Source organism: Thiorhodococcus fuscus (assembly GCF_042682685.1).
In the GTDB taxonomy this organism is placed as follows: Bacteria; Pseudomonadota; Gammaproteobacteria; order Chromatiales; family Chromatiaceae; genus Imhoffiella; species Imhoffiella fuscus.
This window is the reverse complement of record NZ_JBHUHX010000011.1, coordinates 1-23,839: the sequence shown is the minus strand read 5'-3', so window position 1 is coordinate 23,839 and position 23,839 is coordinate 1. Positions and strand designations below refer to the sequence as shown.

25 protein-coding genes and 1 tRNA gene are annotated in these 23,839 nt (G+C 57.7%); 8 read left to right on the top strand and 18 right to left on the bottom strand.

Annotated elements, in window-relative coordinates; genetic code table 11:
• The first annotated feature begins 91 nt into the window (after positions 1–91).
• A complete protein-coding gene (locus ACFSJC_RS05865; RefSeq protein WP_386024555.1) occupies positions 92–445 on the top strand; it encodes a PilZ domain-containing protein in 354 nt (117 codons plus the stop codon).
• Between the two features lie 262 nt (positions 446–707).
• Here the strand turns inward: ACFSJC_RS05865 and ACFSJC_RS05860 are convergent, their stop codons facing one another.
• Positions 708–1,058, bottom strand: a complete 351-nt coding sequence (locus ACFSJC_RS05860) for a DUF2782 domain-containing protein (RefSeq protein WP_386024552.1) — start codon at positions 1,056–1,058, stop codon at positions 708–710.
• Positions 1,059–1,201: 143 nt separating this feature from the next.
• Here ACFSJC_RS05860 and ACFSJC_RS05855 point away from each other — a divergent pair, with 143 nt between their 5' ends.
• Positions 1,202–3,211 carry a UvrD-helicase domain-containing protein gene (locus tag ACFSJC_RS05855; RefSeq protein WP_386024549.1) on the top strand — a complete coding sequence of 670 codons (2,010 nt, stop codon included), beginning with the start codon at positions 1,202–1,204 and terminating at the stop codon, positions 3,209–3,211.
• 93 nt (positions 3,212–3,304) lie between these two features.
• Positions 3,305–3,381, top strand: a tRNA-Arg gene (locus ACFSJC_RS05850).
• 128 nt (positions 3,382–3,509) lie between these two features.
• On the opposite strand, the gene ACFSJC_RS05845 is transcribed toward ACFSJC_RS05850, so the two are convergent.
• The 4 genes from ACFSJC_RS05845 to ACFSJC_RS05830 all read right to left on the bottom strand — a co-directional run bounded on the left by ACFSJC_RS05845 (position 3,510) and on the right by ACFSJC_RS05830 (position 8,954).
• Entirely contained in the window at positions 3,510–4,940 is a 1,431-nt protein-coding gene (locus ACFSJC_RS05845; protein WP_386024546.1) for a PKD domain-containing protein, read from the bottom strand.
• An 806-nt stretch (positions 4,941–5,746) separates the two neighbouring features.
• Positions 5,747–6,676, bottom strand: coding sequence for a trypsin-like serine protease (locus tag ACFSJC_RS05840; protein ID WP_386024544.1), 930 nt, complete (start codon positions 6,674–6,676; stop codon positions 5,747–5,749).
• 22 nt (positions 6,677–6,698) lie between these two features.
• Positions 6,699–7,244, bottom strand: a complete 546-nt coding sequence (locus ACFSJC_RS05835) for a hypothetical protein (protein WP_386024541.1) — start codon at positions 7,242–7,244, stop codon at positions 6,699–6,701.
• Between the two features lie 21 nt (positions 7,245–7,265).
• A complete protein-coding gene (locus ACFSJC_RS05830) occupies positions 7,266–8,954 on the bottom strand; it encodes an ATP-binding protein (RefSeq protein ID WP_386024538.1) in 1,689 nt (562 codons plus the stop codon).
• A gap of 214 nt (positions 8,955–9,168) precedes the next feature.
• On the opposite strand from ACFSJC_RS05830, the gene ACFSJC_RS05825 reads away from it, so the two are divergent.
• Positions 9,169–9,330 carry a hypothetical protein gene (locus ACFSJC_RS05825; protein WP_386024535.1) on the top strand — a complete coding sequence of 54 codons (162 nt, stop codon included), beginning with the start codon at positions 9,169–9,171 and terminating at the stop codon, positions 9,328–9,330.
• A gap of 95 nt (positions 9,331–9,425) precedes the next feature.
• On the top strand, positions 9,426–9,848 hold the full coding sequence (nikR, locus tag ACFSJC_RS05820) for a nickel-responsive transcriptional regulator NikR (RefSeq protein ID WP_386024532.1): 423 nt from the start codon (positions 9,426–9,428) through the stop codon (positions 9,846–9,848).
• Between the two features lie 23 nt (positions 9,849–9,871).
• On the opposite strand, the gene ACFSJC_RS05815 is transcribed toward nikR, so the two are convergent.
• The 3 genes from ACFSJC_RS05815 to ACFSJC_RS05805 are packed head-to-tail and all read right to left on the bottom strand — an operon-like array spanning position 9,872 to position 13,175.
• The gene (locus tag ACFSJC_RS05815; protein WP_386024529.1) at positions 9,872–10,744 is read right to left on the bottom strand and encodes a transglutaminase family protein; all 873 of its coding nucleotides are present in this window, start codon (positions 10,742–10,744) and stop codon (positions 9,872–9,874) included.
• Positions 10,741–11,706, bottom strand: a complete 966-nt coding sequence (locus ACFSJC_RS05810) for an alpha-E domain-containing protein (RefSeq protein ID WP_386024526.1) — start codon at positions 11,704–11,706, stop codon at positions 10,741–10,743. Before ACFSJC_RS05810 ends, ACFSJC_RS05815 begins: the two co-directional genes overlap by 4 nt.
• A complete protein-coding gene (locus ACFSJC_RS05805) occupies positions 11,703–13,175 on the bottom strand; it encodes a circularly permuted type 2 ATP-grasp protein (RefSeq protein ID WP_386024524.1) in 1,473 nt (490 codons plus the stop codon). The genes ACFSJC_RS05810 and ACFSJC_RS05805 overlap by 4 nt, the downstream gene beginning before the upstream one ends.
• Positions 13,176–13,573: 398 nt before the next feature.
• Between ACFSJC_RS05805 and ACFSJC_RS05800 the strand changes: the two genes are divergently transcribed.
• From ACFSJC_RS05800 to ACFSJC_RS05790, 3 genes are all read left to right on the top strand, one after another.
• Positions 13,574–13,960: a cupin domain-containing protein gene (locus tag ACFSJC_RS05800; RefSeq protein WP_386024521.1), complete on the top strand. Its 387-nt coding sequence runs from the start codon at positions 13,574–13,576 to the stop codon at positions 13,958–13,960.
• A 158-nt stretch (positions 13,961–14,118) separates the two neighbouring features.
• Complete coding sequence (hemP, locus tag ACFSJC_RS05795) at positions 14,119–14,307, top strand: hemin uptake protein HemP (RefSeq protein ID WP_007040483.1); 189 nt, start codon at positions 14,119–14,121, stop codon at positions 14,305–14,307.
• A gap of 10 nt (positions 14,308–14,317) precedes the next feature.
• On the top strand, positions 14,318–15,298 hold the full coding sequence (locus ACFSJC_RS05790) for a hypothetical protein (RefSeq protein ID WP_386024518.1): 981 nt from the start codon (positions 14,318–14,320) through the stop codon (positions 15,296–15,298).
• A gap of 601 nt (positions 15,299–15,899) precedes the next feature.
• Here ACFSJC_RS05790 and ACFSJC_RS05785 read toward each other — a convergent pair.
• The 10 genes from ACFSJC_RS05785 to ACFSJC_RS05740 all read right to left on the bottom strand — a co-directional run bounded on the left by ACFSJC_RS05785 (position 15,900) and on the right by ACFSJC_RS05740 (position 23,785).
• A complete protein-coding gene (locus ACFSJC_RS05785; protein ID WP_386024516.1) occupies positions 15,900–16,379 on the bottom strand; it encodes a hypothetical protein in 480 nt (159 codons plus the stop codon).
• A 96-nt stretch (positions 16,380–16,475) separates the two neighbouring features.
• Positions 16,476–16,877, bottom strand: coding sequence for a hypothetical protein (locus ACFSJC_RS05780; protein WP_386024513.1), 402 nt, complete (start codon positions 16,875–16,877; stop codon positions 16,476–16,478).
• Positions 16,878–16,891: 14 nt separating this feature from the next.
• Positions 16,892–17,509, bottom strand: a complete 618-nt coding sequence (locus ACFSJC_RS05775) for a hypothetical protein (RefSeq protein ID WP_386024510.1) — start codon at positions 17,507–17,509, stop codon at positions 16,892–16,894.
• 70 nt (positions 17,510–17,579) lie between these two features.
• Positions 17,580–18,317, bottom strand: coding sequence for a hypothetical protein (locus tag ACFSJC_RS05770; RefSeq protein ID WP_386024507.1), 738 nt, complete (start codon positions 18,315–18,317; stop codon positions 17,580–17,582).
• 683 nt (positions 18,318–19,000) lie between these two features.
• Positions 19,001–19,222 carry a hypothetical protein gene (locus ACFSJC_RS05765; protein ID WP_386024505.1) on the bottom strand — a complete coding sequence of 74 codons (222 nt, stop codon included), beginning with the start codon at positions 19,220–19,222 and terminating at the stop codon, positions 19,001–19,003.
• Positions 19,223–19,231: 9 nt separating this feature from the next.
• Positions 19,232–19,585 carry a hypothetical protein gene (locus ACFSJC_RS05760; protein ID WP_386024502.1) on the bottom strand — a complete coding sequence of 118 codons (354 nt, stop codon included), beginning with the start codon at positions 19,583–19,585 and terminating at the stop codon, positions 19,232–19,234.
• Positions 19,586–19,672: 87 nt separating this feature from the next.
• Complete coding sequence (locus ACFSJC_RS05755) at positions 19,673–20,170, bottom strand: hypothetical protein (RefSeq protein WP_386024499.1); 498 nt, start codon at positions 20,168–20,170, stop codon at positions 19,673–19,675.
• On the bottom strand, positions 20,157–20,687 hold the full coding sequence (locus ACFSJC_RS05750; RefSeq protein WP_386024496.1) for a hypothetical protein: 531 nt from the start codon (positions 20,685–20,687) through the stop codon (positions 20,157–20,159). The genes ACFSJC_RS05755 and ACFSJC_RS05750 overlap by 14 nt, the downstream gene beginning before the upstream one ends.
• Positions 20,688–21,198: 511 nt before the next feature.
• Positions 21,199–22,452, bottom strand: coding sequence for a tyrosine-type recombinase/integrase (locus ACFSJC_RS05745; RefSeq protein ID WP_386024493.1), 1,254 nt, complete (start codon positions 22,450–22,452; stop codon positions 21,199–21,201).
• A 622-nt stretch (positions 22,453–23,074) separates the two neighbouring features.
• Positions 23,075–23,785: a DNA polymerase gene (locus tag ACFSJC_RS05740; protein WP_386024491.1), complete on the bottom strand. Its 711-nt coding sequence runs from the start codon at positions 23,783–23,785 to the stop codon at positions 23,075–23,077.
• Positions 23,786–23,839 lie beyond the last annotated feature (54 nt).

The following is a 23,839-nucleotide window of genomic DNA, read 5'->3' as shown; positions in this document are numbered from 1 at the left end:
TGGACTGCATCGGGCGGTCAAGATCGATGCCTACCATTAGCCGGACACCGAAAGACATCTAATGTAGAGAGACTTGCAGGAGAACGCCATCATGACCGTCGAACACCGTTACGGCAGCCACCGCCCCGCCGACATCGAGGTTCACATCGAATACCGCAAGCGGCGCTTCTTCAGCGCTCGGGGACGCAATATCTCCGATCAGGGAATGTATCTGGCGGTTCGCAACCTAACCCTGCCGAAAGGAACCATGGTCACGCTCGACTTTCAGGCCGGGGGCCGCGACTGGGCGGTCGATGCCATCGTGGCTCATCACGACGCCGCTGGAATCAGCGTCACCTTTCGCGACCCGCAGCCGGATCTCGTCCAGCTCGTGCGACTCACCGAACTGCCTGGCCAGCTGATGGGTCACAGCGGGGCCTATGCCGGACGGATAGCCGGAGCCTGACCGGGGCATCCGGCAACAACCGAGTATCCGCCGGCCGAATCAACCGAGCGGTATCGCAGAGACAAGATGTCTGTCGAGATACACCCGCCAGCCAAACCACGGTCGGTAACCTGACCGCGAGGCTAGAGGCGATCAGCCTCTTCGACCTCTACAGACCCGCTATCCCAGGACGCGTCAGCTCTCGACCGCAGCGGACCGAATCCGGCACTGCTGTTCGGCCGAGAGGCGCCGGCGCAGGCCGCGTGTCACGGCCAGACGCCGCTCAATCCCATTGAAAGAGAATCCATTGAGGCACGGACGTATTGCGTGACGAGCGATCCTCGGCATCAATCTTACCGTCCCCATTGAGGTCATAGAAATAGTAGGGCGGCCCGATCTGGGGCTGCACCTTCACCATATAGAGCACGCCGCGCACCCGATATTCGTAGATCACCTCGTCTCCCGACTCTTTGATGGTGATATCAGGCTCGACCGGATCCCCGGTCACAGGCGAAGGTTCGACGGTCGGGGCCTGCAGAAACTCGCTCTCTGCTGACTGCGCTTCCTCGTCTTGGGCATAGAGGGTCCCGAACGCGACCGACAGGACCAGGATGATGAGAACTCGGCTGAACACAAGGGTCACCATTGCGTGGCGAAGGACAGACCCGCATGGTAGTACGAACGTCGCCGGATTGCTCGCCAAGCATCGCCATGCGTTCTCGGGCATAATCCAACACCTGCGGTCGCACCGCCCCCCACCGAATCTCACCCCACTGGATGTCCGGACTCAATCCCCGACAGCTCGAAGCCGTTCGCTACACCGACGGCCCGCTACTGGTTCTGGCCGGCGCCGGCTCGGGCAAGACGCGCGTCATCACCCAGAAGATCGCCCACCTCATCGGACACAAGGGGATCGCGCCGCGCCACATCTGCGCCGTCACCTTCACCAACAAGGCGGCCCGCGAGATGCGCGAGCGCGTGGGTCAACAGCTCACCGGTGTCAAAACGCGCGGCCTGACCATCTCCACCTTCCACACCCTGGGACTGAACATCCTGCGCCGGGAGCCCGAGCGCGCCGGACTGCGTCAAGGCTTTTCGCTCCTCGACGCACAGGACTCGGAGGCGCTGATCAAGGAGCACCTGCGTCACGCGCAGGATGCCGAGGCCATCGGCCCACCGGCGCTCCAGCACCGTATCTCGCGCTGGAAGAACGACTTCATCGATCCAACGCAGGCGATGAGCCAGGCGGAGGACGACTTCGAGGCGCGGCTCGCGGCGCTCTACGCCGACTACGAACGGAGCCTGAAGGCCTACAACGCGGTCGATTTCGACGACCTCATCCTGACGCCAGCCCAATTGTTCCGCACCCAGCCCGATCTGCTGCACCACTGGCGCGATCGTATCCGTTACCTTTTGGTCGACGAATATCAGGATACGAACAGCGCCCAATACGAACTGGTGCGTCATCTCGCAGGCCCAGAGGGCGCCTTCACCGTGGTGGGCGACGACGATCAGTCCATCTACGCCTGGCGTGGCGCGCGCCCCGAGAATCTGATCCGACTCAAGGATGACTATCCGACCCTCAAGGTCATCATGCTGGAGCAGAACTACCGCTCGACCGCGCGTATCCTGGGACTGGCCAACACCCTGATTGCCAACAACCCACACGTCTTCGAGAAACGGCTCTGGAGCGAGCACGGACCTGGCGAAAAGCCGCGCGTGATCCAGTGCAAGGACGAGGCACACGAGGCCGAAACGGTCGCCTCCGAGATCCTCCATCTCAAATATGCCGAGAACACCCCGTTCGGCGACATGGCGATCCTCTATCGAGGCAATCATCAGGCCCGTCAATTCGAGAAGGTTCTGCGCGAATACAACATCCCCTACTTCCTGAGCGGCGGGACATCCTTCTTCGCGCGCACCGAGATCAAGGACATCATGGCCTATCTGCGCCTGTTGGCGAACCCGGAGGACGACGCCGCCTTCCTGCGGATCGTAAACACGCCCCGCCGCGAGATCGGACCGACCACCCTGGAGCGGCTGGCCGAGTATGCGCGCGCAACAGAAACGAGCCTGCTGGCCGCCTGCGAGAAGGCGGGACTGAACGCGCATCTCGGAGAACGTCAACGCGACCGGCTCGGCGCCTTCGTTCGCCTGACCTACACGCACCGCCAAAGCGTCGAGGCGGATCCCTCCGGCGGCCTGCGCAATCTGGTCGACGCGATCGGCTACGCGGGCTGGCTGCGCGAGAACGCCTCCAGCCAGACGGTCGCCGATCGCCGGTTCGAGAACGTCACCGACCTCATCGGCTGGCTCGGCAAACTGCACAAGGGGGATTTCCAGAACAGACGCCTGGCGGACATGGTCAACCACCTGACGCTGATGGACGTCTTGGACCGCCAGGACGAGGAGTCGGGCGGAGACCGCGTCCACCTCATGACGCTGCACGCCGCCAAGGGTCTGGAGTTTCCTCAAGTCTTCCTGGTCGGCATGGAGGAGGAACTGCTGCCCCACCGCACCAGCATCGAAGAGGACAGCATCGAGGAAGAGCGCCGTCTCGCCTACGTCGGCATCACCCGGGCCCGCAAGACACTCACCTTCACACTCACCCGACGGCGCAAACGCTACGGAGAATGGATACCGAGCGAACCGAGCCGCTTCCTCAACGAGCTGCCCAAGGACGCGCTGGACTGGGGAGATCGCACCCCGGACGACTCCCCCGTGGAACGCAAGGCCAGAGGACTCAGCCATCTGCACATGATGAAGGGACTCCTGAGCGACCACTGACTGCAAAAATCTCGACACCGAACCGACCATCTAAGGTATAGTTGGCAACTTACTTTTGACGACCGCGCAGTCTGACGCGATAATTCGTCCAAGGCGCCCGTAGCTCAGCTGGATAGAGTACTGCCCTCCGAAGGCAGGGGTCACAGGTTCGAATCCTGTCGGGCGCGCCAAATTCCGCTGCTTGAAACCAAAAGGCCCCGGCATTCGCCGGGGCCTTTTGCGTTATGGCCTCCCTTGGTGCGCAAAAACGCCCTGGCAAACCAGAGCGTCTGCGCTCAACATCGGCTCGCGCCTTTTTTCACTCTTGGATCTCGGCGGCAAAGTAACCGACGACCTCCGTCGTATGCGCCATCTCGGCATCCCGAGATTGCTCCTCCTGTACCCAGAGGTCGACAAACTCGGCTTCGAACCCCGTCCAGCGCACCCCCGCCGTGTCTCCACCATCCGTTGTCTGCATATCGGCGACGAACATCGGAGCATTATCGAACGTGACACCGAAGGGCAACTCGTAAACGCTATCGGTCACGGCATTGTCAGTCGTTCCAACCTCGTACTTCAGACCATCGATCACACCCGATGAAGGCTCCCAAGCAATGTAGTCGAGACGCTCAGGCCAATGCACCTGATCGTTCGCTTCCTCTTCGCGCATACCAATGTAAAACCCGCGCGAATCGATGTCTTTCAACCTTGCGGCCACCGCCTGCTTGCCGGTAAAGGTGACCACGCTTGCAAAGACGACAGGTGCGCTTCCAAAGGCCGAGCTGAACGATTGATATTGGAATGCCTTGGTCACATTGGTTTCAACCGATCCTGCCTCGACCCAAACGCCGTTGGGCAATTGGTGACGCCCGCGCTCCATAACTAGATAGGTGACAGTCTCAGGGTCATGAACGCCATCAAGGTAGCCCCACTCTTGCACACGCATTGAAAAGCCATCAGGGCTCACATTCTCGATACGAATCACCGCAGGATCAGCATCATTGGCACTTATACCTTTAACGATGACGACAGGGTCGATGAAAGTACGCCGAAACGAAACCCAACTCCAATCGGAATCGACCTCGACCTCCCCCGTCTCCAGAGGCAGGCTAGCCATCGCGTCATCGAATCCATTATCACTACCAGCAGAGTCATCGCTTCCAGAACCATTATCGGACACAACAGGCGCTGTTACTTTGATCAGGGACGACTTAATCTCCTGCGATGAACCGCCAGCTCCAGTTGCCTTTAGCTTAACGGTATAGGTTCCGGCAACGGTATACGTGTGCACCGCCGTAGAAGCACGACTGGTCGCCCCATCGCCGAAGTCCCATGAAACACTCGAAACCTGCCCCTCCGATTGATCGACAAAGGTCACAGTCAGCGGCGCGACGCCAGAAACAACGCTTGCGGTGAAATCGGCCTTGGGACCCAAAGAAGGAATCTGCGCCACAACCTCGTTCGAATATTCACTGCAATAAACCTTCAACTTATCACACGCACGTACCGCGAGATAATAAGTCGAACCGGCACTCAATCCAGAAACAGAGACGGATGTTCCCGTCAAAACCAGATTTGCATCGTATTTACCACTCGAAGCGCCATAAGCCACTTCATAGTGATCGACACGCTCATCAACGACCGCATCCCATTCAAGATTAACGGATCCGGCATGGGCAAGCGCTGAAAAACAAAACAATAGAAAAGCTGCTGCAAATCGAGTTTGAAAACGATTCGAACCGCTTTTCAATAGATTAGACGTCTGCGCGCACACCATGACCTTAACCCGCCGTGCTGAATAATTTCAAATTCGACCGGCTGCTGCCGGCTTGTCGTTGCTTGGGTGAGATTTAACCAGCAGATGCGCAAGCGAACTGTGATGAACCCGTCAATCGAGAACCAGCCGGAAACATCAAAGAAAAAACGAGACGCAGTTCACAATTCAAGAAATAAAAGCGGAGAAAAGACGCCACAAAAACGGAAGGAAAACTCAGCATCGATAACACTGAGCCGCTCACTCAAATCGAAAGAGCGACATCGATCACAGTACTGGCCGAATGCGTCCACACGGAAAATCGCGTCTAAGTTGGACGACAGTCATTCAAACTGGCACCAAGCCGACAGCGTCGAGCCAAAAGGGTGGAACGAAGCGCAAAACATGCGCGGAGGCATTCAAGACGAAGGAGGGCTTGGAGACGAGTTACGGCACCGAGAGGTCGGCCAAAACAAGGGCGTCCATCTGGCGGATGGTTGGACAGTGGCCGTGAGTGGCCGTGGAACACGGCCGAAATCCTGTTTGAGAGCAAACGTGGGCGCAAAAGGAAACGAAGGTGGACAGCCCCACGCGTTCGGCTCTAAGAACCAACGAACAGGCTGCCTCAGTGGAGGAGTCGTTTTTCACTCAAGGCATTCAAAATCAAAGCCCTGCAGCACCCAGCGGTCGCATGCGAAGGCCGATAGCCGCGCCTGAACGCAAAGATGCCTACCCGACACCCGGAGCACGTGCGCGATCGGTCACGAAGAAGGGGCTCGCAATCCCCAGCACTTCGCCACGCTTCAATCAGACGACTTGGTTGCGGAGAAGGGACCGGAGGGAAGCCCGAAAAAGCGTCTGCAACCAAACCCAGCGTCACTGCCTAGACCGCTCAGGTTGACCGACATGTTCGAACGCGCCCGGTCCAGCCGATTCAGGCCGTAGACGCTCCCATTGACCCCGACCACCTGGCCGCCGCGCAGCACGGGGCCACCCGAATCGCCAGGGCTCAAAGAAGGCCGCCCCGAACGCATCTCCCCGGCATAGGTGTAGAAATTGACGGGATCCACCCGGATGACCTGAGAGCTTCCCACATTGCGACGACCATAGGGCATGGTGCGACGGGCGAGCGCCATGGTCTTGAGGCTTTCGTATCCATAGCCGACGATCTCGACGGTCTCGCCGGCGCGCAGCGGCTCACAGTCGACGGACAGGACCGGGATGTCCGGCGTCGGCTCCGCCACCGTCAGGATGGCGACATCGGGGAAGCGCGAGGTGAAGTGGGTGTCGAGCTTGACCAAACGGACGCGCCGAGCCAGCTCATCGCCCGAATAGCGTTCGCGATAGGCTCGGATCGTCTCCTGCCTGTAGGCGATGAACCGCCGCAGTGCCTGGGCGTAGCTCGGATGCAGCCGAACCTCGGCGAGCGTGACGGGGGTGAGATCATCGGGCGACCGAGGTGCCAGCTGATGGCCGATGAAGAGCCGGCGGCCGGGCCGAAAGGCATCCTCCAGCTCGCCGTCGCCCAGCGAGACCACGCAATGGGCGGCGGTGAGGAATCGATCGGGGCCGATCTTGGTCGCCGAACAGTGCAGCCGCTCGCCCTCCCCCAGCGAAACCACAGCGCCATAGCGCCCCTGAGTGTCGAGTTGGCCGCCAAGCAAGGCGACGGCCGATGATGACCACAGCGGAAGCAGGATCGCCAGGATCCGAAGGAAAGGATCGCGCTTCATGGAGCGGCCTCGAAACCACGCATCAACCGCCGGCCGGCGGCCGCGCCTTCTGCGTCTCGAAACGAAAAGGAGCGGCCATGATGCCTTGCGCGGTGTGGAGCAGCACGCGGGCCTCCCAGGTCATGCTGGCGCGGACGCAGACCGGCAACAGTTTACGCCCCTGATAGCGACCCTCTCCCAAGGGCGTCAAGCTGACCCGATTGAAGCCCATATTCATGTCCACACCGACAAAATCGACCTCGATCTCGGATGCGGAGACACCCTCGATCGCCACGTCGAGCGTCAAAGGGGTCATGACTGGAATCGACGCCGGTTCGATAGCGAAGGTCACCCGCCCACCATCGGAAAAGACCGCGCGGCAAGGCCCGGCATGCAGATCGCACGGCATCTCGGGCGTTGCGACCGCGCTCAGGCTGGGATGCAGCAGGGGCCAGAAGCGCACGACCAGCCCCCCGACGAGCAGAATCGACGCCAACCCAGAGGCAGTCCAGAGCAGAGCCTGCCACGTCGGTCTCAATCCAAGCAGCCGTTTCTCGGCGCCCGTCGCTCGCGCATCGTGGGAAATCACGCCGCTGCCCTCGCCTCGCGCTCAGCGCACCTGACGCCACCAGTTGTTGACGATCTCGCCGACGTTGAGGTCGTCCGGCCCGTGGACCCAGCTCTCGGAGAGCGGCGCATCGCGGCTGGCCGGTGCCGGATTGGGCGGATGCACCAGGATGCGCGAGGGCAGCATGGCGGCGTCACCGACCGCGAGCACCTCGCCGCGACGCAGCGAGGCCAACAGATCGGCCAGGTTCTTGGCGCCTTCCGGCAAGAGACGCCGCACGTATTCCTGATCGTCCGCGTTGGAGATCTTAAGGCACAGATAGTTTCCGCACTGAGAGAGGACGGTCTCGGACAGCTCGGTCGGCCGCTGGCTGACGATGCAGAGCGTGACGCCGTATTTGCGCCCCTCCTTGGCAATGCGCTCCATCGCCCGTCGCGTCCCGACGAACTGGGTGTCTGCTTCGCGCGGGATGTATTGGTGCGCCTCCTCGCACACCAAGAGGATCGGAAACTCGTGTCGTTGCGGATTCCAGTAATTGAACTCGTAGGCGAGCCGACCGATCTGGGCCGACACGACCGGACGCAGATCGAGCGGAACCGGACTCAGGTCGATCACCGTCACCTGACGCTTGGGCTCCCCCAGACCGACAAAATCGCGCAGCAAGCCCTCCAGGCTCGCGGAACTCGCGTTCTTGCGCGGACGCATGAAAAAGTCGTAGCGCGCATCGTTGTAGAGCGACTGGAAGCGCACTAGGAAGTCGTCGAAGGCGCCGTAGAGCGGTCCCTTGACCTTACCGAACTCCAGCTTCTCCTCGTTGGCCTTCTTGAACCGCTGGTAGAGATCCTCGATCGAGAAATAGACCGGCGAATCCACCGAAAGCCGCTGCAAACCCAGATGCTGGTTGGACTGTTGGCGCAGACTGAAGAGCGTCTCGCGCAGGAAGGCGATCTGGACCGTCGCGTTGAAATCGGTGCGATCGACAAAGAGGTCCACGAACTCCGAGTAGGTCAGCAGCCAATAGGGAATCTCCAACTCGCGGGCGTCGATGTGACGCGCGGCCTCGGGTCCGAAGATGCCGTGGAAGTTGCCGTCATTCCCCTTCCAGCCATATTCGCCGTGCAGGTCGAGCAGAATGATGTGCGAGTGCGGCATGGTGCTGACGACACGCTGGAGCAGGCTCGACAGCGTCCAGGACTTGCCCGCACCCGTCTGCCCCAGAATGGCGAGGTGGCGACCGAAGAGCGCCGATGGATCGAGCGTCGCCTTGAGCGATGGGCGCACCGACAGACGCCCCAGTTCGAGCGCGCCGGTCTTCTCGCGCGCCAGCAGCGCCGCAAGCCGGGAGCTGCCGATGACATGGACGGCGGCACCGATCACCGGATAGCGGCTGACGCCGGGCTCCAGGCGGCCGTCCTTGTTGATCTCGGCCAGCGGGGTGAGTTCCAGCCGGCGCTCGCGGATGGTCACGCGACGACTGCCACCGCTCGCGACCGGATCCGGAACGGAGCGGGTCTCGACGGCCTCTTCGTGAATGCGGCTCACCTCCGCCAAGAGATGGCCGGCGCGGTCGCGCACCTCGACGAAAGATCCCAACTGACCAACCGGAAGCGCCTCCTCGCCCATGTTGATCGATGACGGAAACCCCTCATCGGCAGGAAAGATGCTGGCGACCAAACAGCCGCTATGGATGTCGATGACGCGCCCGATCAAGCTGGAGTCTGGCGTGGACATGACGGTTTCACCCCTTGTTGCGGAAACCAGCGGACGGCCCGTTGAATGTCCGTCCTAGGCGGAATCCTAGCAGGATCGGGTCAAACGCGGAGATTTCATGGAACCGCTGCGCCGAACGGATCGTTGGTTGGAAGAACTGCGCGCACCTTGTTAAATTAGATATTGCTTATATAATGAAATTATTCAGCAACCATCCGAAGTGTGGAGATCCATCATGGGTGCATTAGGTATTCTTGCCGCAGTCGTTCTAGTGATCGGCGGCGTACAGTCGACGGTGAACTTCACCGATACGGACCATTTTGGCGCAGCGTCCAAGTCGACCCCGGTGATCGAGGTTCAGGCAATACAGCCGGACGCGACCCAACACGGCAACTGAAATCGCGAACTTCTCGTCCCACATGCCTTGGCGCCTCATGCTCCAAGGCATTTTTTGTTAGCATCCAGCAAGCTCAACCATCAGACCTATCCCCGATGACGAATCCCGAAGAGACCATCCGTTTCAGCGTTTCGCTTCCCAAGCCGCTTCTCGACGAATTGGACCAGAGGGTGGTTCGAAAGGGATACGCCTCGCGCTCGGAACTGGTCCGGGACCTGATTCGGGAACGGATCGTCGAAGAGACCTGGGAGCGCGGAGACGAAGAGGTCGCGGGTGTGCTGACGATCGTCTACGACCATCACCAGCGCGAGCTGACGCAGCACATTCTGGACATCCAGCATCGCCAGTACGTCCATATCGTGGCATCGACCCATGTGCACATGGATCATCACAACTGCCTGGAGACCATCATCATCCGAGGCATGCCGGCCGAGATCGAACGTCTCAGCCTGGAGATCGGCGGGCTGCGCGGGGTGCGCTTCTCCGAATTGACGCGCGCCTCGCGCGTCAGCAACTGAGACGACGCGCCAGGATCCAGTGCTCAGGACACCCGCGAGACCCTGAGCGTCTCGTCCATCTCAGGCCGCCTGCCATCGCCGAGACAGGTATGACGCAAGGGCTGGATGTCATCGGCATCGCGCCCGACCGCAACGCGCACATAGGTGGCGTCCGCCGCCAGTTCGAGCACCGGATCGAAACCGCGCCACCCTCCTCCGGGGATCAGTACTTCGGCCCAATAATGCGGCCTCTGGAAACGCGCATCGCCATCCAGATCATCTAGATAGTCCGCGTCCAGATAACCCGAGACGAAACGCGCGGGAATCTCCCAGCGCCGCGCCAATGCGATCAGCAGATGGGCGAGATCGGCCGCCGAGCCACGCCCGGTCGCAAACAGGCTGGCAAGGTCGCCGGACGGCTCCAGCTTCGGGTCGTAACGCAAGATCTCTCGAATCCAGCCGAAGGCCGATTGAACCTGTTCGATGATCGGCACGCCTTCGCTCAAATCCGGTGTCGCCCGACCGGAGATCAGACCGGGAAGATCCGGCGTCAGCGGACTGCGATGCAGGACGAAATCCCACAACCGTGGAGCCTGGCGCAGACTGTCGGCGATCCAGGCACGCTCGCGCTCGGGCGGCACCAGATCGAAATCGAAGGGGTTCTCGCGACGGGTCTCGACGTCCGCAACCAGCGAAAAGGACAGCTCCTTGTGCGCGCCGAGCACGGAGAAATGGTGCGCCAGATTACCGAAACAGTCGTAGCCGGCGACGGGTTCGGCCTTGGGCTCGACCCGGAGGGCGACCCGCATCAGGGACTGGGTCTCGTCGTCCCAGGGGGCCTGCCGGATCTGAACCTGATGCTCGCGCGCAGGCGTCGAAAAACGCATGCGCCAGGCGCGCTCGATATGGTATCTCACTGACCATCCTCCAGATAGGCGTCGAAGTAATCGGCCTGTAGAGCGGCGCCGAACTCGGCCAGCCGAGCGAGGAAGGCATCCAGATACTCGTGCAGACCCTGCTCCAGTATCTCTCCGGCACCGATGCCGGTGAGCTGACGACGCAAGGCTCGCAGCTTGATCACGGCCAGCGTCTCCGCCTTCCGCTCTACACGTTCGAGGGCTCGATCCATGCCATCGATACAGTAGATGAGCGAACGCGGAAAATCTGGGTTCAGGATCACGAACTCCACAACATCGATCGGACGGATGCCACTCTGATATTGACGGCGGTAGGCATCGAATCCAGAGAGCGATTTGAGCAAGGCACCCCACTGGTAGTAATCGAGCGGCGATCCGACCATGGAGGGATCCGGCAACAGCAGGTGATAGCGCACATCCAGAATGCGCGCACTCATGTCGGCACGTTCCTGCAGACTGCCGAGACTGGCGAAGCCGTAAGCCTCGCCGCGCATCATGGTGCCTTGGGCGAGACCGAAGAAGGTCGCGACCTCGCGATGGATGGAGTCATAGAACTCGGCGGCGCGCCAGGGCGGCAAGGTCGCCTGAAGATGCGCGTCGGTCTTCAGCCAGAAGTCGTTGAGCGTCTCCCACATGGCGTTCGAAATGCGGTCGCGGACCACGCGAGCGTTCTCGCGCGCCATGCGAAGGCTGCCATGAATCGAACCTGAATTGCGCGGATCCTGGGTCAGTAGATGGATCACCCGCTGCACCGTGACCCGACCGTCAGGATAGAGATCCTCGTATCCTTCGTCGGCACCGACGATGGTCAGCAGCGGTTTCCACTGCATCTCCTCTGTCAATCCCTCGTCGGACTCCAGCATATGGATCAGGTTGATGTCGAGCACGCGCGCCGTGTTGTCCACACGCTCCAGTTGGCGCGCCATCCAATAGAGCGATTCGGCAATCCGACTCAGCATCATTCCGCCAACACCCAGGTATCCTTGCTGCCCCCGCCCTGAGAGGAATTCACCACCAGGGAGCCCTTGGTCATGGCCACCCGGGTCAGACCGCCCGGAACGACCTGGATCTCGCGGCCGCTGATGACGAACGGCCGCAGATCCAGATGGCGCGACTCCAGTTCGCCCTCCAGATAGCAGACATGACGGGACAACTGAATGACTGGCTGGGCGATATAGTTGCGCGGATCCGCCTCGATACGCCGGGCGAAGTCGGCACGCTGGCGTGCCGTCGACACAGGTCCCATCAGCATGCCGTGACCGCCGGATTCGGCGACCGCCTTGATCACCATGCGCTCCATATTCTCAAGCACATAGGTGCGATCCTGGTGATCCGTCATCTGATAGGTGGGGACATTGGCCAGGATGGGCGTCTCGCCCAGATAGTAGCGGATGATGTCCGGGACATAGGCATAGACCGCCTTGTCGTCGGCGATGCCGGTCCCCGGGGCATTGGCCAACGCCACGTTGCCGGCGCGCCAGGCGTTGATGAGCCCCGGAACACCGAGGATCGAGTCGGAGCGGAACACCAATGGGTCCAGGTAAGCATCGTCGATGCGCCGATAGACCACATCGACCCGCTGCAATCCCTGGGTGGTTTTGAGGAAGACCTTGTCATTCTTGCAGACGAGGTCGCGCCCTTCGGCCAGTTCGACCCCCATCTCCTTGGCCAGAAAGGTATGCTCGTAATAGGCCGAGTTGAAGACCCCTGGGGTCAGAACCACGACCACCGCCGATTCCTCGCCGCGCGGCGAGAGCGAGCGTAGCGCCTGCAACAGCATCTCGGGATAATGCTCGACCCGGCGCACCCGGTAACGGGAGAAGAGTTCGGGCAGTATGCGGCGCTCGACGATGCGATTCTCGATCATGTAGGAAACGCCGGAGGGGGTGCGCAGATTGTCTTCGAGCACCAGATAGCGCCCATCTTCGTCGCGGATCAGATCGACCCCGGCGATATGGGTGTAGATGTCGTGCGGGGGATCCACATCCATGATCTCGCGGCAGAACCCCTTGCCACGATAGATCAGCTCGGCCGGAACCACGCCGTCCTTGAGAATACGCTGGCCGTGATAGAGATCCTTCAGGAAGAGATTCAGCGCGCGCACCCGCTGCTTGAGTCCGGCCTCGACCTGATTCCACTCGGCTGCCATGATGAGCCTCGGCAGGATATCGAAGGGCCAGACCCGCTCGATCCCCTCTTGCTCATCGGCATAGACCCTAAAGGTCACCCCCTCGGTGTGGAGCGCCAGGTGCGCTTCCCTGGCATTGGCCGCCAGAGCCTGCTGCCCGACGGTCTGGATGTGATCCCACATGGGGAGATAGTGGTCGCGCGGACGGAAATCGTCGTAATAGAACTCGTGGTAGGCCATTGTGGATCCCTCGGTGGGATCACGCAGCACACCGGTGGCGCCGGATTGAAATTGCTTCAGCATGGCGAGGATGCTCCTCAGTCCTGCCCTATATTCGCAAGACCTTATGCAATAACCACGCCGTGTCAAACGGACTCACCCACACCCGGCCGTGCGTGACCCCGAGAGACTCCCGGTCAAACCGGAACGACCCGATGCGCACCACAAGAGTGCAACCCTGTCCCAATGGGAGGCGAAACGCACCAAATTCACGGACACCGGCCCAATCCACGCATCAGCTTGTCAATGCGAATTCTTCGCAGTCAGGATACTATCCAATCCCTTGCGCCGAGCGCCCGTGACGAACGGGCGTGCGGCCACAAAAAACCGAGCGACCAAAACCTTGAGCGCTCCGAGCCTCGCGGTTTTTCGAAGCCCATTCCAACTTTTTCGCATCCATTTAGAACGCGGAGTCAACCAGCATGCGCAGTCAATCAGAAGCGAGCAGTCAATCAACGGTCAACGGCACGACCGACTGGCAGATCTTCCAACTCGAAGACCTGGTGGCCAAAGTCGAAAACGGCACGCTCTCGATGCGCGAATTCCTGCGCACCCCCTCTTTGAGCTGTTCCGTCTATCACGTTCCCGCCGGATCCAAGGACATGGCCAGCGCGCACGAGGAAGATGAGCTCTATCTCATACTCGACGGCTGCGGCCGGCTACGCGTCGGCGACAGCGAGCAACAGGTCTCGAAGGGCTCCATCATGTACGTCCAGGCCGCCTGCGATCACACCTTCTTCGACGTCGAGGAGAACATCACGGCGCTGGTCTTCTTCGGCGCCCCGATACGCCATCTACGGGGACGTTAAGGCGTCGAGCACGGGAAACGTCGTTCGACGCACCGATGGACGCTCGCGGACATTGACAGGGTGGCAGTGCAGATCTAATCTAATTACGAACAATTCTTATTAACACAAAAACCCTGATGATGTATCCAAGCCCGACCCGCGTTCGGAGGAGATCAACGATGCCGCCCGTAGCCTCGACCGATAGCCGTTCACAGATCAGCCCCCGTGACCGCAGCCCTGGCGCGCACCCGCGCCGGATCGACAGCAACAGCCTCATGGGAGGCGACAACCTCCTGATGATCGAGCACGCGGGGCATCAGTATTACCTGCGCATGACCCGCAACAACAAGCTGATCCTGACGAAATAGGGGCGCACACATGACCGCCGCCAACCGTCTCGCCAGCATTCATCGACCTCCAGCGGGATCGGTCGAGGACCAACCCCAGGTCGTGCTCGGACGTCCCCAGCCGGGTTCTCGCCGCGACTGGTCGGATCTCCTCCGAGATCTGACCCGCCTCGATCACATGAGGATCGAAACGGCCGTGCCGGGTGCCCGGTTGAACCAGTCCGTGCACCTCCAGGGGATACGGGTTCAGAATGGATTCGGCCTGGCGGCCGGGCGGCACTTCAGACTGCATGTTTTGCTCGAACGCTGGCATCGACTGCGTCCGCTCGCAGACCACCAACGTCCAGCGGTCAGCGGAATCCGCATCGAGGACACGAACCACCAGGCACTGCTCGATCTGAGGGTCGATTCCGACGCGGATCACTCGACGCTCGCCGAATTGCTCGACCGCTATCACAGCGAACCCGCACGCATCCTGCCGCATCAGCGGTTCGGCTGGCGCAACACGCCGCCGACCGAACCATCACACCTCGGCTGCATGGACTGCAAATGGCGCTCCGACTGCGGCACCCAGGAAATGATCGACGTCGCGCGGGTCTGCGACTGGCCGCTCGACATCGGCATGGACCGCTCGCTCGACCGCAACACCACAGCGATCGCGGCCGAATCGGCGCTCGAACTGTTGCGCATCGTCGCCGACCAGGCCCTACCGATCCGTCTGCTGATGGGGACGCCAGGCGTCGCCCAGCGTTTCGATGGCGCGTTCCACCGTCTCGAACGCAAGGACAGCGGATCGCTCGCGCTCATCGGGGACGAGGTCGAATTCCACCTTCAACCGTCGCGAATAGGCTCGGCACACATCGCCGAACATCGAACACATAGCGGGCGACATCGCCAAATCTGGCTTCAGACCTCGCGCGGTCGAACATGGGCCATTCTTGAGGATTTGCCCGGGTTCTGCGAAACAGAGACACCCCTCTGGCGCACGCTCATCAACTCACTGACCGACTGATCCGCACAGATCCAGGTCCTGTGCGACGAACGGAGGAGGCGCAGGACGAGGTGATCGCCGAGCAGAGTGTCACCCAGAGGACGAGACCAGGTGCACGGACTCTGACTCCGTCAATCTAGGTTCGAATCCTAGTTCCCCAGCCATACAAAAGAAGGGCTTAGCCGAGAGGCTAAGCCCTTTCTTTTTGTTTCCGGTCCTATTCTGGGTGGAGCTGCGTACGGTTCTTTCCAGATAGAGCCGGTTCTGGAGGTGCCTCTAGACAGTGATTTAGGGTGTTCACTGGGATCGATAGGAACCGGACTGAGGGCCGCTGCTATAGCACTGGAACACAATCCCTCCGGATCTTACCTAGACTCGAACAGCGCGTCGGACGGCAACACTCGGCGTGATAGGACAGAGGTTTGAAGAAGGCGTAGTAGCCAACCGCTCACCGTAATGGGTGAGACAGGCTGAAGGGTCGAATCTTCGGCAACGAGTGAGGCATCCATATCTCAACGACCGTATTGTACCCTACTGGACCCGCATGCTAGATGGTGTGGGGAAGGCGGGCTAAATACCTGCCTTTACTCGATTAGGCCACCGCTTACGGTTAATGAAAAACTCAAAGTGGCCAATGCTCCCTGAGTCTGCTCAGTTCACATTGAAGGTAACGTAGTTCTTCAATGATTGCAGCAAGATCTTCAATACTGTATTCAGTTATTTGCTGGGCATCTGATGTTGGTAATCCAACTACATTTACAACCTTATTCTTCTGTGGATCAATACCCCAGCGCCCATGTACCAAATTGTTCCGCTGCCGTCTAATTTCATGCGTGCGGCTAATCCAATTTTCGTATGCGCTGCGGCGCTTTGAACCAATTGGTAATTTAGCGCTGACATGCTTGCTAAGCGCATCGAGTTTTGTCTTAATATTTTGATTCTCAACAGTTTTTGTTAGGTGCTCTAAATTTGCACCGCCATCTACCCATACGAGACACAAGCCAACATTCACGTCCAAACGAGAAAACTCAAACAGCATCCGGCCGAGCAAATTGGCTGCGTCACGTTCTAAAGCTTCTCGTCGTTTCCAAATTTGAGTCATTGACATTTCAGTAATAGCCAAATGCTAGCCACAGCCGCGTCCAAAGCGGTTTGAACGTGGCGATCACCGCTTTGGACAGTCAGTTGGAGGCACTCGTCAAGGGTGCAATTGCTCGTATATTTCGAAAATGTGATTTTCAATTTCTTCGTATGCCAACTTCAGAAAGCCAAATAGTTCGATGCCATTCGCACTATCGATCATATCGGGGTCGTCATACGGATTGTCCGGCAAGTAGACGGTCGCAAATGAATTAACATCAATTGGACGAATAGAGCCCAGGTGCACCGTTTCAAACTCGCCCATTGTAACCATCAAGGGCAGCCGGCGGTGCTGTAGTACATTTCTCAATTTGTTCAAATACGAATATGTTTTCCCACCCCTAAATGAACTAATAATAGCTGCAATATTGGCTGGCGGGTTCTTATCTATGCTATTGTAGTCAATATTGCCTTCGTTGTAATTATGTAAGTATACGGATGCGACTTCTTGAGCAAGCATGTCTAATGCTGATCTTAAGTTGTTAATAAAACCGAATGCATTTTCATGGAATTCATGATCAAAGGGTGTGCGTATTTTTTTTGTATTTTTAGTTCCTGAGAATTGGATAAGCTAAATGGAATATACCATTTCTCTTTAATTAAAAAATCTAGAGATTTTTTCGCCGACTTTACTCTTACTCCTACTGAGTGATGTCTCAGCGCAATAGTTGCTTGCTGGTCTGGAGAGCGAGTCTGCCTGATCTTTCCTAAATATAATTTTTCCTTATCAGAGGATGACCATTGCGAAAGAGAAGGAGTGTAACTTGCGATACCCATTAGAGTAGGGAGCCAAGTTTCTTTCTTTCTGTACAGGGATGCGTTACAACTTGGGCATTTTGCGCCTTCTGGAGTTGTAAGTAGGTTCCACTCTCTGTCATCGAATCCCGTTATCTTCCCGCAGCATGGGCAACGAAAAAATGCATAATATGTGTCGCAATTACTGCATTTATGTCCCACGCTACCGAATGCTAATTGTCTTTGTATTTTTCGTGTTGCTTTAACGATCTCATTACAATGAGGGCAAGGAAATTCTAGCCAGAAATCTCCCAGTTTATCCGAAAATGGCTGAAGTATTATTTCGTGTTTTTCCATTACGATATAATCAATCCCCTAACGTTTCAAACGCCCCGGAAGTTTTGTTGAGTCCGAGTGCTTTGACTTGTTAGTTTTTCTTGGTTGTAACTAAGGCGCCTACAAAATGATAATCCTCATTACCTTGTAGCCCATGCTCTTGGGTATGAGGATCATCGGGGTCTGGAAGCATCCCTCGACGTATTGTAATAATATCTATACAGTGACAGAGATGGTTTAGGGAGTCATTGTCGCTAATGTATTTTTCATAGCGGTTCTTTACTTTCGAAAGATTCGATGCCTCTTTTTTATCATCCCATACACCCTTGTAGCTGTGGAGCGCTATAAAAACAGCGAAAGGTAAGATTGATGGTCCGGTTGAGGAAGATAAGCTAAAATACTCTGCATTTCGTTCGAGGTCTTGAATAATTAGAGACTTGCCAGGGTTGAATCCCTTGACTTCAATTGCGCATACTGGAATGTCAATGCCATTTTTTTCAGTGTAAATAGCTATATCAATTTTTCCAGATCGATTTGTATTGTTAGGCGTTTGAATAATTGATTTGTACCCAAGAATATTGTCAGCTTTCTCCTTGATAATAAGAGGCGTGCAGGCTGTAGCGAACTTTTTAGTGTCATGTTCAAGGCGGATTTTGTATGGAGTGCCAAAGTAGTAATTGAGTTCCTTGATCGCCTTGGCAGCATTAACTACAAGAAGGTATTCTGCATCAATCAGCTGTGTTTCATCATCGGAAAAATAGAATGCATCATCACATGACGTAGCCATTGACGTTTTTAGTTTAGTGATGATTTTTGATTCGGAGTTCATAGAAGTCTTGATGGTTTAACAAATGGAAACGATAAATATAGTGCTAGGTAGATTCTCTATGTTCTGTGCTAGACATGTACAGTCTAATGCGCTCGCTAAATTCTCCTTGTCGGTTTGTGCGGATCGGTTATATCCAGGGCATTTCATGCCGGTATAGATGCTAGGGGAACATTGATTAAATCGAAATACGCCGATCCAGCATTTGCAAAATCAGCAAATTAAGTTTTTTATGAGACGAAAAAGTCAGTGTTACTCCAGGCACCTTATGGCATCTGTTATCGATACGAAACGCGGTTTGGTATGCCGTACCAGACAGAAAAGAGCCCCGAGATAGGTGCCGTTGCAGTGCTGATGGGACCAGCGAACACGGTTCGATCTTAAACCCGGACATGGAGAGTGGCAATGAGAGGCTCATGGCCGGGAGTTCCGATGCCAAGCTATGCGACTCGTGACATGGTCAAAGCTTCACCGTCTGGCTCGACGAACAAGATGCGCTGAACCGATCCCTCCGACGTTCAGCCCGGAGTACCTCCAGTCCGTCAACCTCCAGTCTTCTGATAAAAAAATGACCACCTCCCTGTCGCGCCCTTCAAGCGCATCGACGTCAGGGCCGTCTGGTCAAGAACGACCGTGCTGGCCCGTTCCGGTCGATTTCCGGTCGGGCTCGCACGGTCGACGGACCATCAGCCCCAGGGATCGACGGCGTCATCTCTGGGATGTCGACGCTGCAGCAGATCCCGGGTCAGATCATATGCCTGACGCTCGGCTTTTGAGCGACTCAGACCGCCATCGAATTCGGCGATGGCCGCTCGCTCTTCGAAATACTCCCGCAAGTCGGCGTCCAGTCGAGCCACGAAGGCGGCGATCTCGGCATCGACAGGTGAGTGGTAGGGCGATCTCGCCATGAGGCGCTCCTAATAGTCTTCGGGCAACAGCACCGTCGTTACCGAACGGTCTGCTTCCGTGATGATCCAGACCTTGACCCCGTCCGTGATCCGGCAGCTCGACAAGAGTCGGAAACTCTCTCTGAGCGCCAGACGGTTCGCCTCGATGTCCTCGGTCGTGAGATCGCCCCAGTCACCTTGAACGTGACGCTGCAGGAGCGACAAGGGATCGATCCCGTGGCTCTCCAGCGTGGCCAAGGCCGAGGGAGTCGCCATCAGACGTCCAAGAGGAAACCGAGGCCTGTTCATGGAGTCGATCGGAAGGCTCGGCTCATGGATCGCTGGAAGAGACCCCAACGGAGTCGTCGTACGTGTCGTGCTCATGGATAGAGACTCGTGAAGAACATCCTGAAAAGACAAAGACCCGCTCCATAAGGCTGGAGCGGGTCTTTGTCATGGCTGGCGAACGGACTAGAACCCCTTCGGTAGATACGGCAGCATCAACCGAGTGACGAGCGCTTCCCCCGTCGTTGGCAGGCGACATGGAGCAGAATCACCCCGACCTCGATCAGAATCTGCATCAGTAGGGGAGACTTCGGAAGAACCCGGATGGATGGCATATGCACCTCGTTCGACGATAGAAAAAATCGGAGAGACCGCGTCACCCTTCGGCACCAGGGCGATCAGTGATGACTCCTGATTGGGCAGGATCACGACCTCATAGAAAGACCCCCGATCGGCCACGTACTCGATCCAGACATCGAGTTCTTCCCAGGACGGCGACGATGAGAACTGATCCCCAAAGCAGCCGGACCACAGGGATTCCAACAGGGGATCCGAAGGCGACAACAGCACGAAAGACGTCTCGGTGCCGCTCTCCAGGACCTCGCGCCAGCGTTGAGCGATCCAGACACGCAGGATCGGATCGACGATCGTCGGCAACTGGCTCAAACGCTCAAGTGTTTGCATGTCCATCTCCCGAAGGGGTCGCACGGCTACGACGACCACGTCGACGTCCCTTGATCCCGGATGGCGATGACGCGCTCACCAACGGGACCCCAGAAGCAGCCAGTTCATGCTGTGCCGTCTCCCAGGCATCCCAATCGCCCGTGACCCGATGACGGGTCGGAGGATCACCGGCTTGCAGCAAACCCTCGTGACGCAGAATGGCGGCGAGAAAGCCCCCGTTGTTGACCGATCGCCCGTGATAGGCATCCAGCAGGCGAGCCGTCGGGAAACTCGCGCCCGAGGCCATGAGATCGCCGAGACACTCGCGAACGCGCTGGAACGGAACCCACTCGGTACTGAAATACGCCCCACCCTGATTGGCGACGACCGAGAGATGTAAGGCCCCTTCGCCATCGACCGCGACACGATAGGTCAACAGTCCACTCGCCCGTTCACTGAGCTTGGGGATCGACGCCTCGCGAAACGGCGTCATGGAAGGCAATGAGTCGGCCGCCGGAGCGGCATCCTGATCAGACATCGCATTCACCCTGTATCCAGTCTGACAATGAAAAACGCCCCATCCGAGTGAACGGATGAGGCGTCGTGTGAGCCGTATCGACGGCGCGATGGAAACGATTCAGAGAGCGTTCAGAAGGTCGACTCGAAATGAATAGAAATAGATCGCTTGATCAATAGATAGATCCCAGACCTCTTGAGAGGTCTGGGTATTCTTATTCTTGCGTGTCGATGGTTTCCATCAAAGACATGATATGCAAGCGAAGGCTCGTTTTGAGACGTAACGGGGTCGAGAGCGAACTGGGCAATCGGAAGGAATCAGGAGCGCGAATGAGCACTGATCGATGGCTGAATCGATAGAAGGCTGAAAGAGGATCGAAGGATAAAAAGCTGAATGGGGTGTCGTTCGCGACATCAGGAGTGGCTGCGTAGTGGCGGGGCTCGGAGCGGTCGAGGGGGGAATGGATGGGTGTCATGGCTGCCACTACGCAGCCCCTACGACACTCTGACACCCGCATTCAAGGCACTGACTTTCAGGAAGAAATCTCGACGTCCATCGGCGCAACGCCGTCTAGGCGCGCACCGCTGGACTCCAGGACGACCTCGGGACTGACGACGATTGAAACCGCCGCACTGACACTGTTGCTGACGTGCCTCAGACGCTCATCGGCGAGATGCGAGTAGCGCTGTGTCATGTTCGGACTGGAGTGTCCAAGGAGCTTCTGGACGTCGTAGAGACTGGCGCCCGAACCGACGGCGAGACTGGCGAACGAATGCCTCAGGTCATGGAGACGCAGGTCCTCGATCCCGGCCGTCCGTTTGACGCGCTCGAACGCCTTCTGAGGGGGCGCCATCCGGGCATTCTGGTACTTGGGCGAGCCCGGGAAGACATAGAGGTTGCCCGGGACACGGACTTGACGGGCGAACACCGCCATGGCCGCATCGTTCAGGATCACCATCCGGGTCTTGCCCGACTTGCTCAAGGGAACGCGCCAGATCCCGTGCGTCGTATCGACATCCGGATGCCTGCTGTTGAGCAGCTCACCCACCCGCGCTCCGGTCAGCAACAGGAGCAGGATGAAATCGGCCGCTTGCCGGTTGGACTCGGCCTCCAGCGCGCGATAGAAGGCTTGGAGCTCGTGGCCATGGAGAAAACGCTGTCGCTGGTTGTTCTCCTGGAACTTGGGGATCCCCGACGCCGGGTTGCGCTCCAGATACCCCCACTGCACAGCGAGCGCCAAGATCCGTTGCACCAGCGAGCGCAGCCGATTGATCGTGGCCGGTGCCAGACCCTTCTTCTTGCCGTCGGCTAGAAACAGCTGGATCGACTGGGTCGTGATCTCATGGAGCGCGAGGTGCCCGAAGCACGGAATGAGATGGTGCTCCAGACGCGAGCGGTCATCCTTGTACGAGCGCTTCACGTTCTCGGCATAGGGCATGTAATGCTCCAAGGCGAACACCTTGAAGGACGGGATGGAGAGGATTTTTTGCCGCTCGCCCTGAGGGTCGATGCCTCGGTCGATCTGGGCACGCAGGTCGTTGCAGCGCCGACGGGCGTCGATCACGGAGGTGGCCGGGAACTCGCCGATTTTGATGGCACGGCGACGCTTCTTGTGGGTGTAGCGGTAATAGAAATACTTCCGACCCTGACGGTTGACCAGGCACTTGAGACCGATGCACTCGGTATCGGAATACTCGGCCTCACGAGCGCCAGCCTCCCGCGATTGCGGGGGCAGCGACTCGATCGCGCGCTTGTTGAAGGGAAACTGTTTCGGGGAAGGCGACATGGCGATCAAGAGACCTCTTTTCGATGGACAGAGCAGGGCACAGCCAGACAGCGCCGGTTGCGACGGTGAAATCAGGAGAAAGGAAGGGCTGAACGAGACGGGAAATGGACGTTCGAGGTGCCGAGAGGCGACCCGGGGTGGGACATCAGGACAGTGACATCAGGGTCTGGAAGGGGCGATGCGGGCACCACGATTCCGGTCGTTTTTCCGGTCGCGTTCCGGAACGGCCGTCAGGGGTGCTGGGCGTCGGCTGGGCCGAGCCACATCCCGACAGATCCATGAAGAGGAAGGTTCTAGCCAGAATATGGCGTGTGAGAGGGACCGATAGGGCCTGCTTGAAACAGCTGGAGCCATTTACAATAGGTTCTGAGTGAAGAACTCTGACTCCGTCAATCTAGGTTCGAATCCTAGTTCCCCAGCCATACAAAAGAAGGGCTTAGCCGAGAGGCTAAGCCCTTTCTTTTTGTCTCCGGTCCTATTCTGGGTGGAGGTGCGTACGGTTCTTTCCAGATAGAGTCGGTTCTGGAGACAGTCTGTACAGTGCTTTGGGGGGATTCTCAGACGTTCAATAAAGTCCGTACAGCGAAAGCGATATGGACGATGATTTTCGAGACTACTGATGCTATGTCAGGCAGAATTCTTGAATCGATGCCTTTCCCACGACTTTGTTATCAAAATAATCAGACATAGTATCTGCTAGCATTCGAGGCAATAAACTGATGTCGTAGTCGTTAGGAATTTGAACGAGCGCAGCGTCGTGCATTGGTAGTATTAACTCAATTTCTGGCTGTTTACTAAGGCTTAGAAGTGCGAGCTTGAAGATCAGCGAAGCGGTACCCTGAATAACTTGGCTGACAGCAGATCTTTGCTCTTGGCCCGTTAATTGACCACTTCGTTCCCTCATTAGAAAATTACCGAATGTAGTGCCAATTCTCCCATCGGCCTCAAATTTTTCCCAAATAGTTTTCTTCCAGTCTTCGAAGATGGTGAAACCGTTAAACAAATATTTCGCGTAATTTCGATTAGCTCCATAACCCACCGCAGCATCAACAAGAGTCTGACGCCTCATGCCGTACGCATAAGAGAGAAACAAACGTTTTGCATGCTTACGTTTGTTAATATCGGAGAAAAGTTGAAGCGCCAAAGCTTCATACATATCGCCATCTGAATACAAAGACAGGAGTTTTGGATCGCCTGAAAGCGCAGCCATGATACCTGCCTCATATTGATCATAGTCAATATAACCGAAACTCTTATTCAAATCGGGCCGAAGAATATCACGGTGCTTTTTAGCGATATTTTGTAGAGAGGGATCTTTATACTCAACAACCACCAGCTAAAGCTGGTGGGTTGAAGCTACGGACTGAAAGTCCGGATACGGGTCGAT

What these genes read in the sequence shown, in the direction of transcription:
- ACFSJC_RS05755 (WP_386024499.1), bottom strand. Translation starts at nt 20,170, where the DNA reads ATGCAAACACTTGAGCGTTTGAGCCAGTTGCCGACGATCGTCGATCCG.
- ACFSJC_RS05750 (WP_386024496.1), bottom strand. Translation starts at nt 20,687, where the DNA reads ATGTCTGATCAGGATGCCGCTCCGGCGGCCGACTCATTGCCTTCCATG.
- ACFSJC_RS05805 (WP_386024524.1), bottom strand. Translation starts at nt 13,175, where the DNA reads ATGCTGAAGCAATTTCAATCCGGCGCCACCGGTGTGCTGCGTGATCCC.
- ACFSJC_RS05865 (WP_386024555.1), top strand. Translation starts at nt 92, where the DNA reads ATGACCGTCGAACACCGTTACGGCAGCCACCGCCCCGCCGACATCGAG.
- ACFSJC_RS05760 (WP_386024502.1), bottom strand. Translation starts at nt 19,585, where the DNA reads ATGAGCACGACACGTACGACGACTCCGTTGGGGTCTCTTCCAGCGATC.
- nikR (WP_386024532.1), top strand. Translation starts at nt 9,426, where the DNA reads ATGACGAATCCCGAAGAGACCATCCGTTTCAGCGTTTCGCTTCCCAAG.
- hemP (WP_007040483.1), top strand. Translation starts at nt 14,119, where the DNA reads ATGCCGCCCGTAGCCTCGACCGATAGCCGTTCACAGATCAGCCCCCGT.
- ACFSJC_RS05810 (WP_386024526.1), bottom strand. Translation starts at nt 11,706, where the DNA reads ATGATGCTGAGTCGGATTGCCGAATCGCTCTATTGGATGGCGCGCCAA.
- ACFSJC_RS05765 (WP_386024505.1), bottom strand. Translation starts at nt 19,222, where the DNA reads ATGGCGAGATCGCCCTACCACTCACCTGTCGATGCCGAGATCGCCGCC.
- ACFSJC_RS05780 (WP_386024513.1), bottom strand. Translation starts at nt 16,877, where the DNA reads ATGCTTGCTCAAGAAGTCGCATCCGTATACTTACATAATTACAACGAA.
- ACFSJC_RS05790 (WP_386024518.1), top strand. Translation starts at nt 14,318, where the DNA reads ATGACCGCCGCCAACCGTCTCGCCAGCATTCATCGACCTCCAGCGGGA.
- ACFSJC_RS05800 (WP_386024521.1), top strand. Translation starts at nt 13,574, where the DNA reads ATGCGCAGTCAATCAGAAGCGAGCAGTCAATCAACGGTCAACGGCACG.
- ACFSJC_RS05745 (WP_386024493.1), bottom strand. Translation starts at nt 22,452, where the DNA reads ATGTCGCCTTCCCCGAAACAGTTTCCCTTCAACAAGCGCGCGATCGAG.
- ACFSJC_RS05770 (WP_386024507.1), bottom strand. Translation starts at nt 18,317, where the DNA reads ATGAACTCCGAATCAAAAATCATCACTAAACTAAAAACGTCAATGGCT.
- ACFSJC_RS05840 (WP_386024544.1), bottom strand. Translation starts at nt 6,676, where the DNA reads ATGAAGCGCGATCCTTTCCTTCGGATCCTGGCGATCCTGCTTCCGCTG.
- ACFSJC_RS05775 (WP_386024510.1), bottom strand. Translation starts at nt 17,509, where the DNA reads ATGGAAAAACACGAAATAATACTTCAGCCATTTTCGGATAAACTGGGA.
- ACFSJC_RS05855 (WP_386024549.1), top strand. Translation starts at nt 1,202, where the DNA reads ATGTCCGGACTCAATCCCCGACAGCTCGAAGCCGTTCGCTACACCGAC.
- ACFSJC_RS05830 (WP_386024538.1), bottom strand. Translation starts at nt 8,954, where the DNA reads ATGTCCACGCCAGACTCCAGCTTGATCGGGCGCGTCATCGACATCCAT.
- ACFSJC_RS05825 (WP_386024535.1), top strand. Translation starts at nt 9,169, where the DNA reads ATGGGTGCATTAGGTATTCTTGCCGCAGTCGTTCTAGTGATCGGCGGC.
- ACFSJC_RS05785 (WP_386024516.1), bottom strand. Translation starts at nt 16,379, where the DNA reads ATGACTCAAATTTGGAAACGACGAGAAGCTTTAGAACGTGACGCAGCC.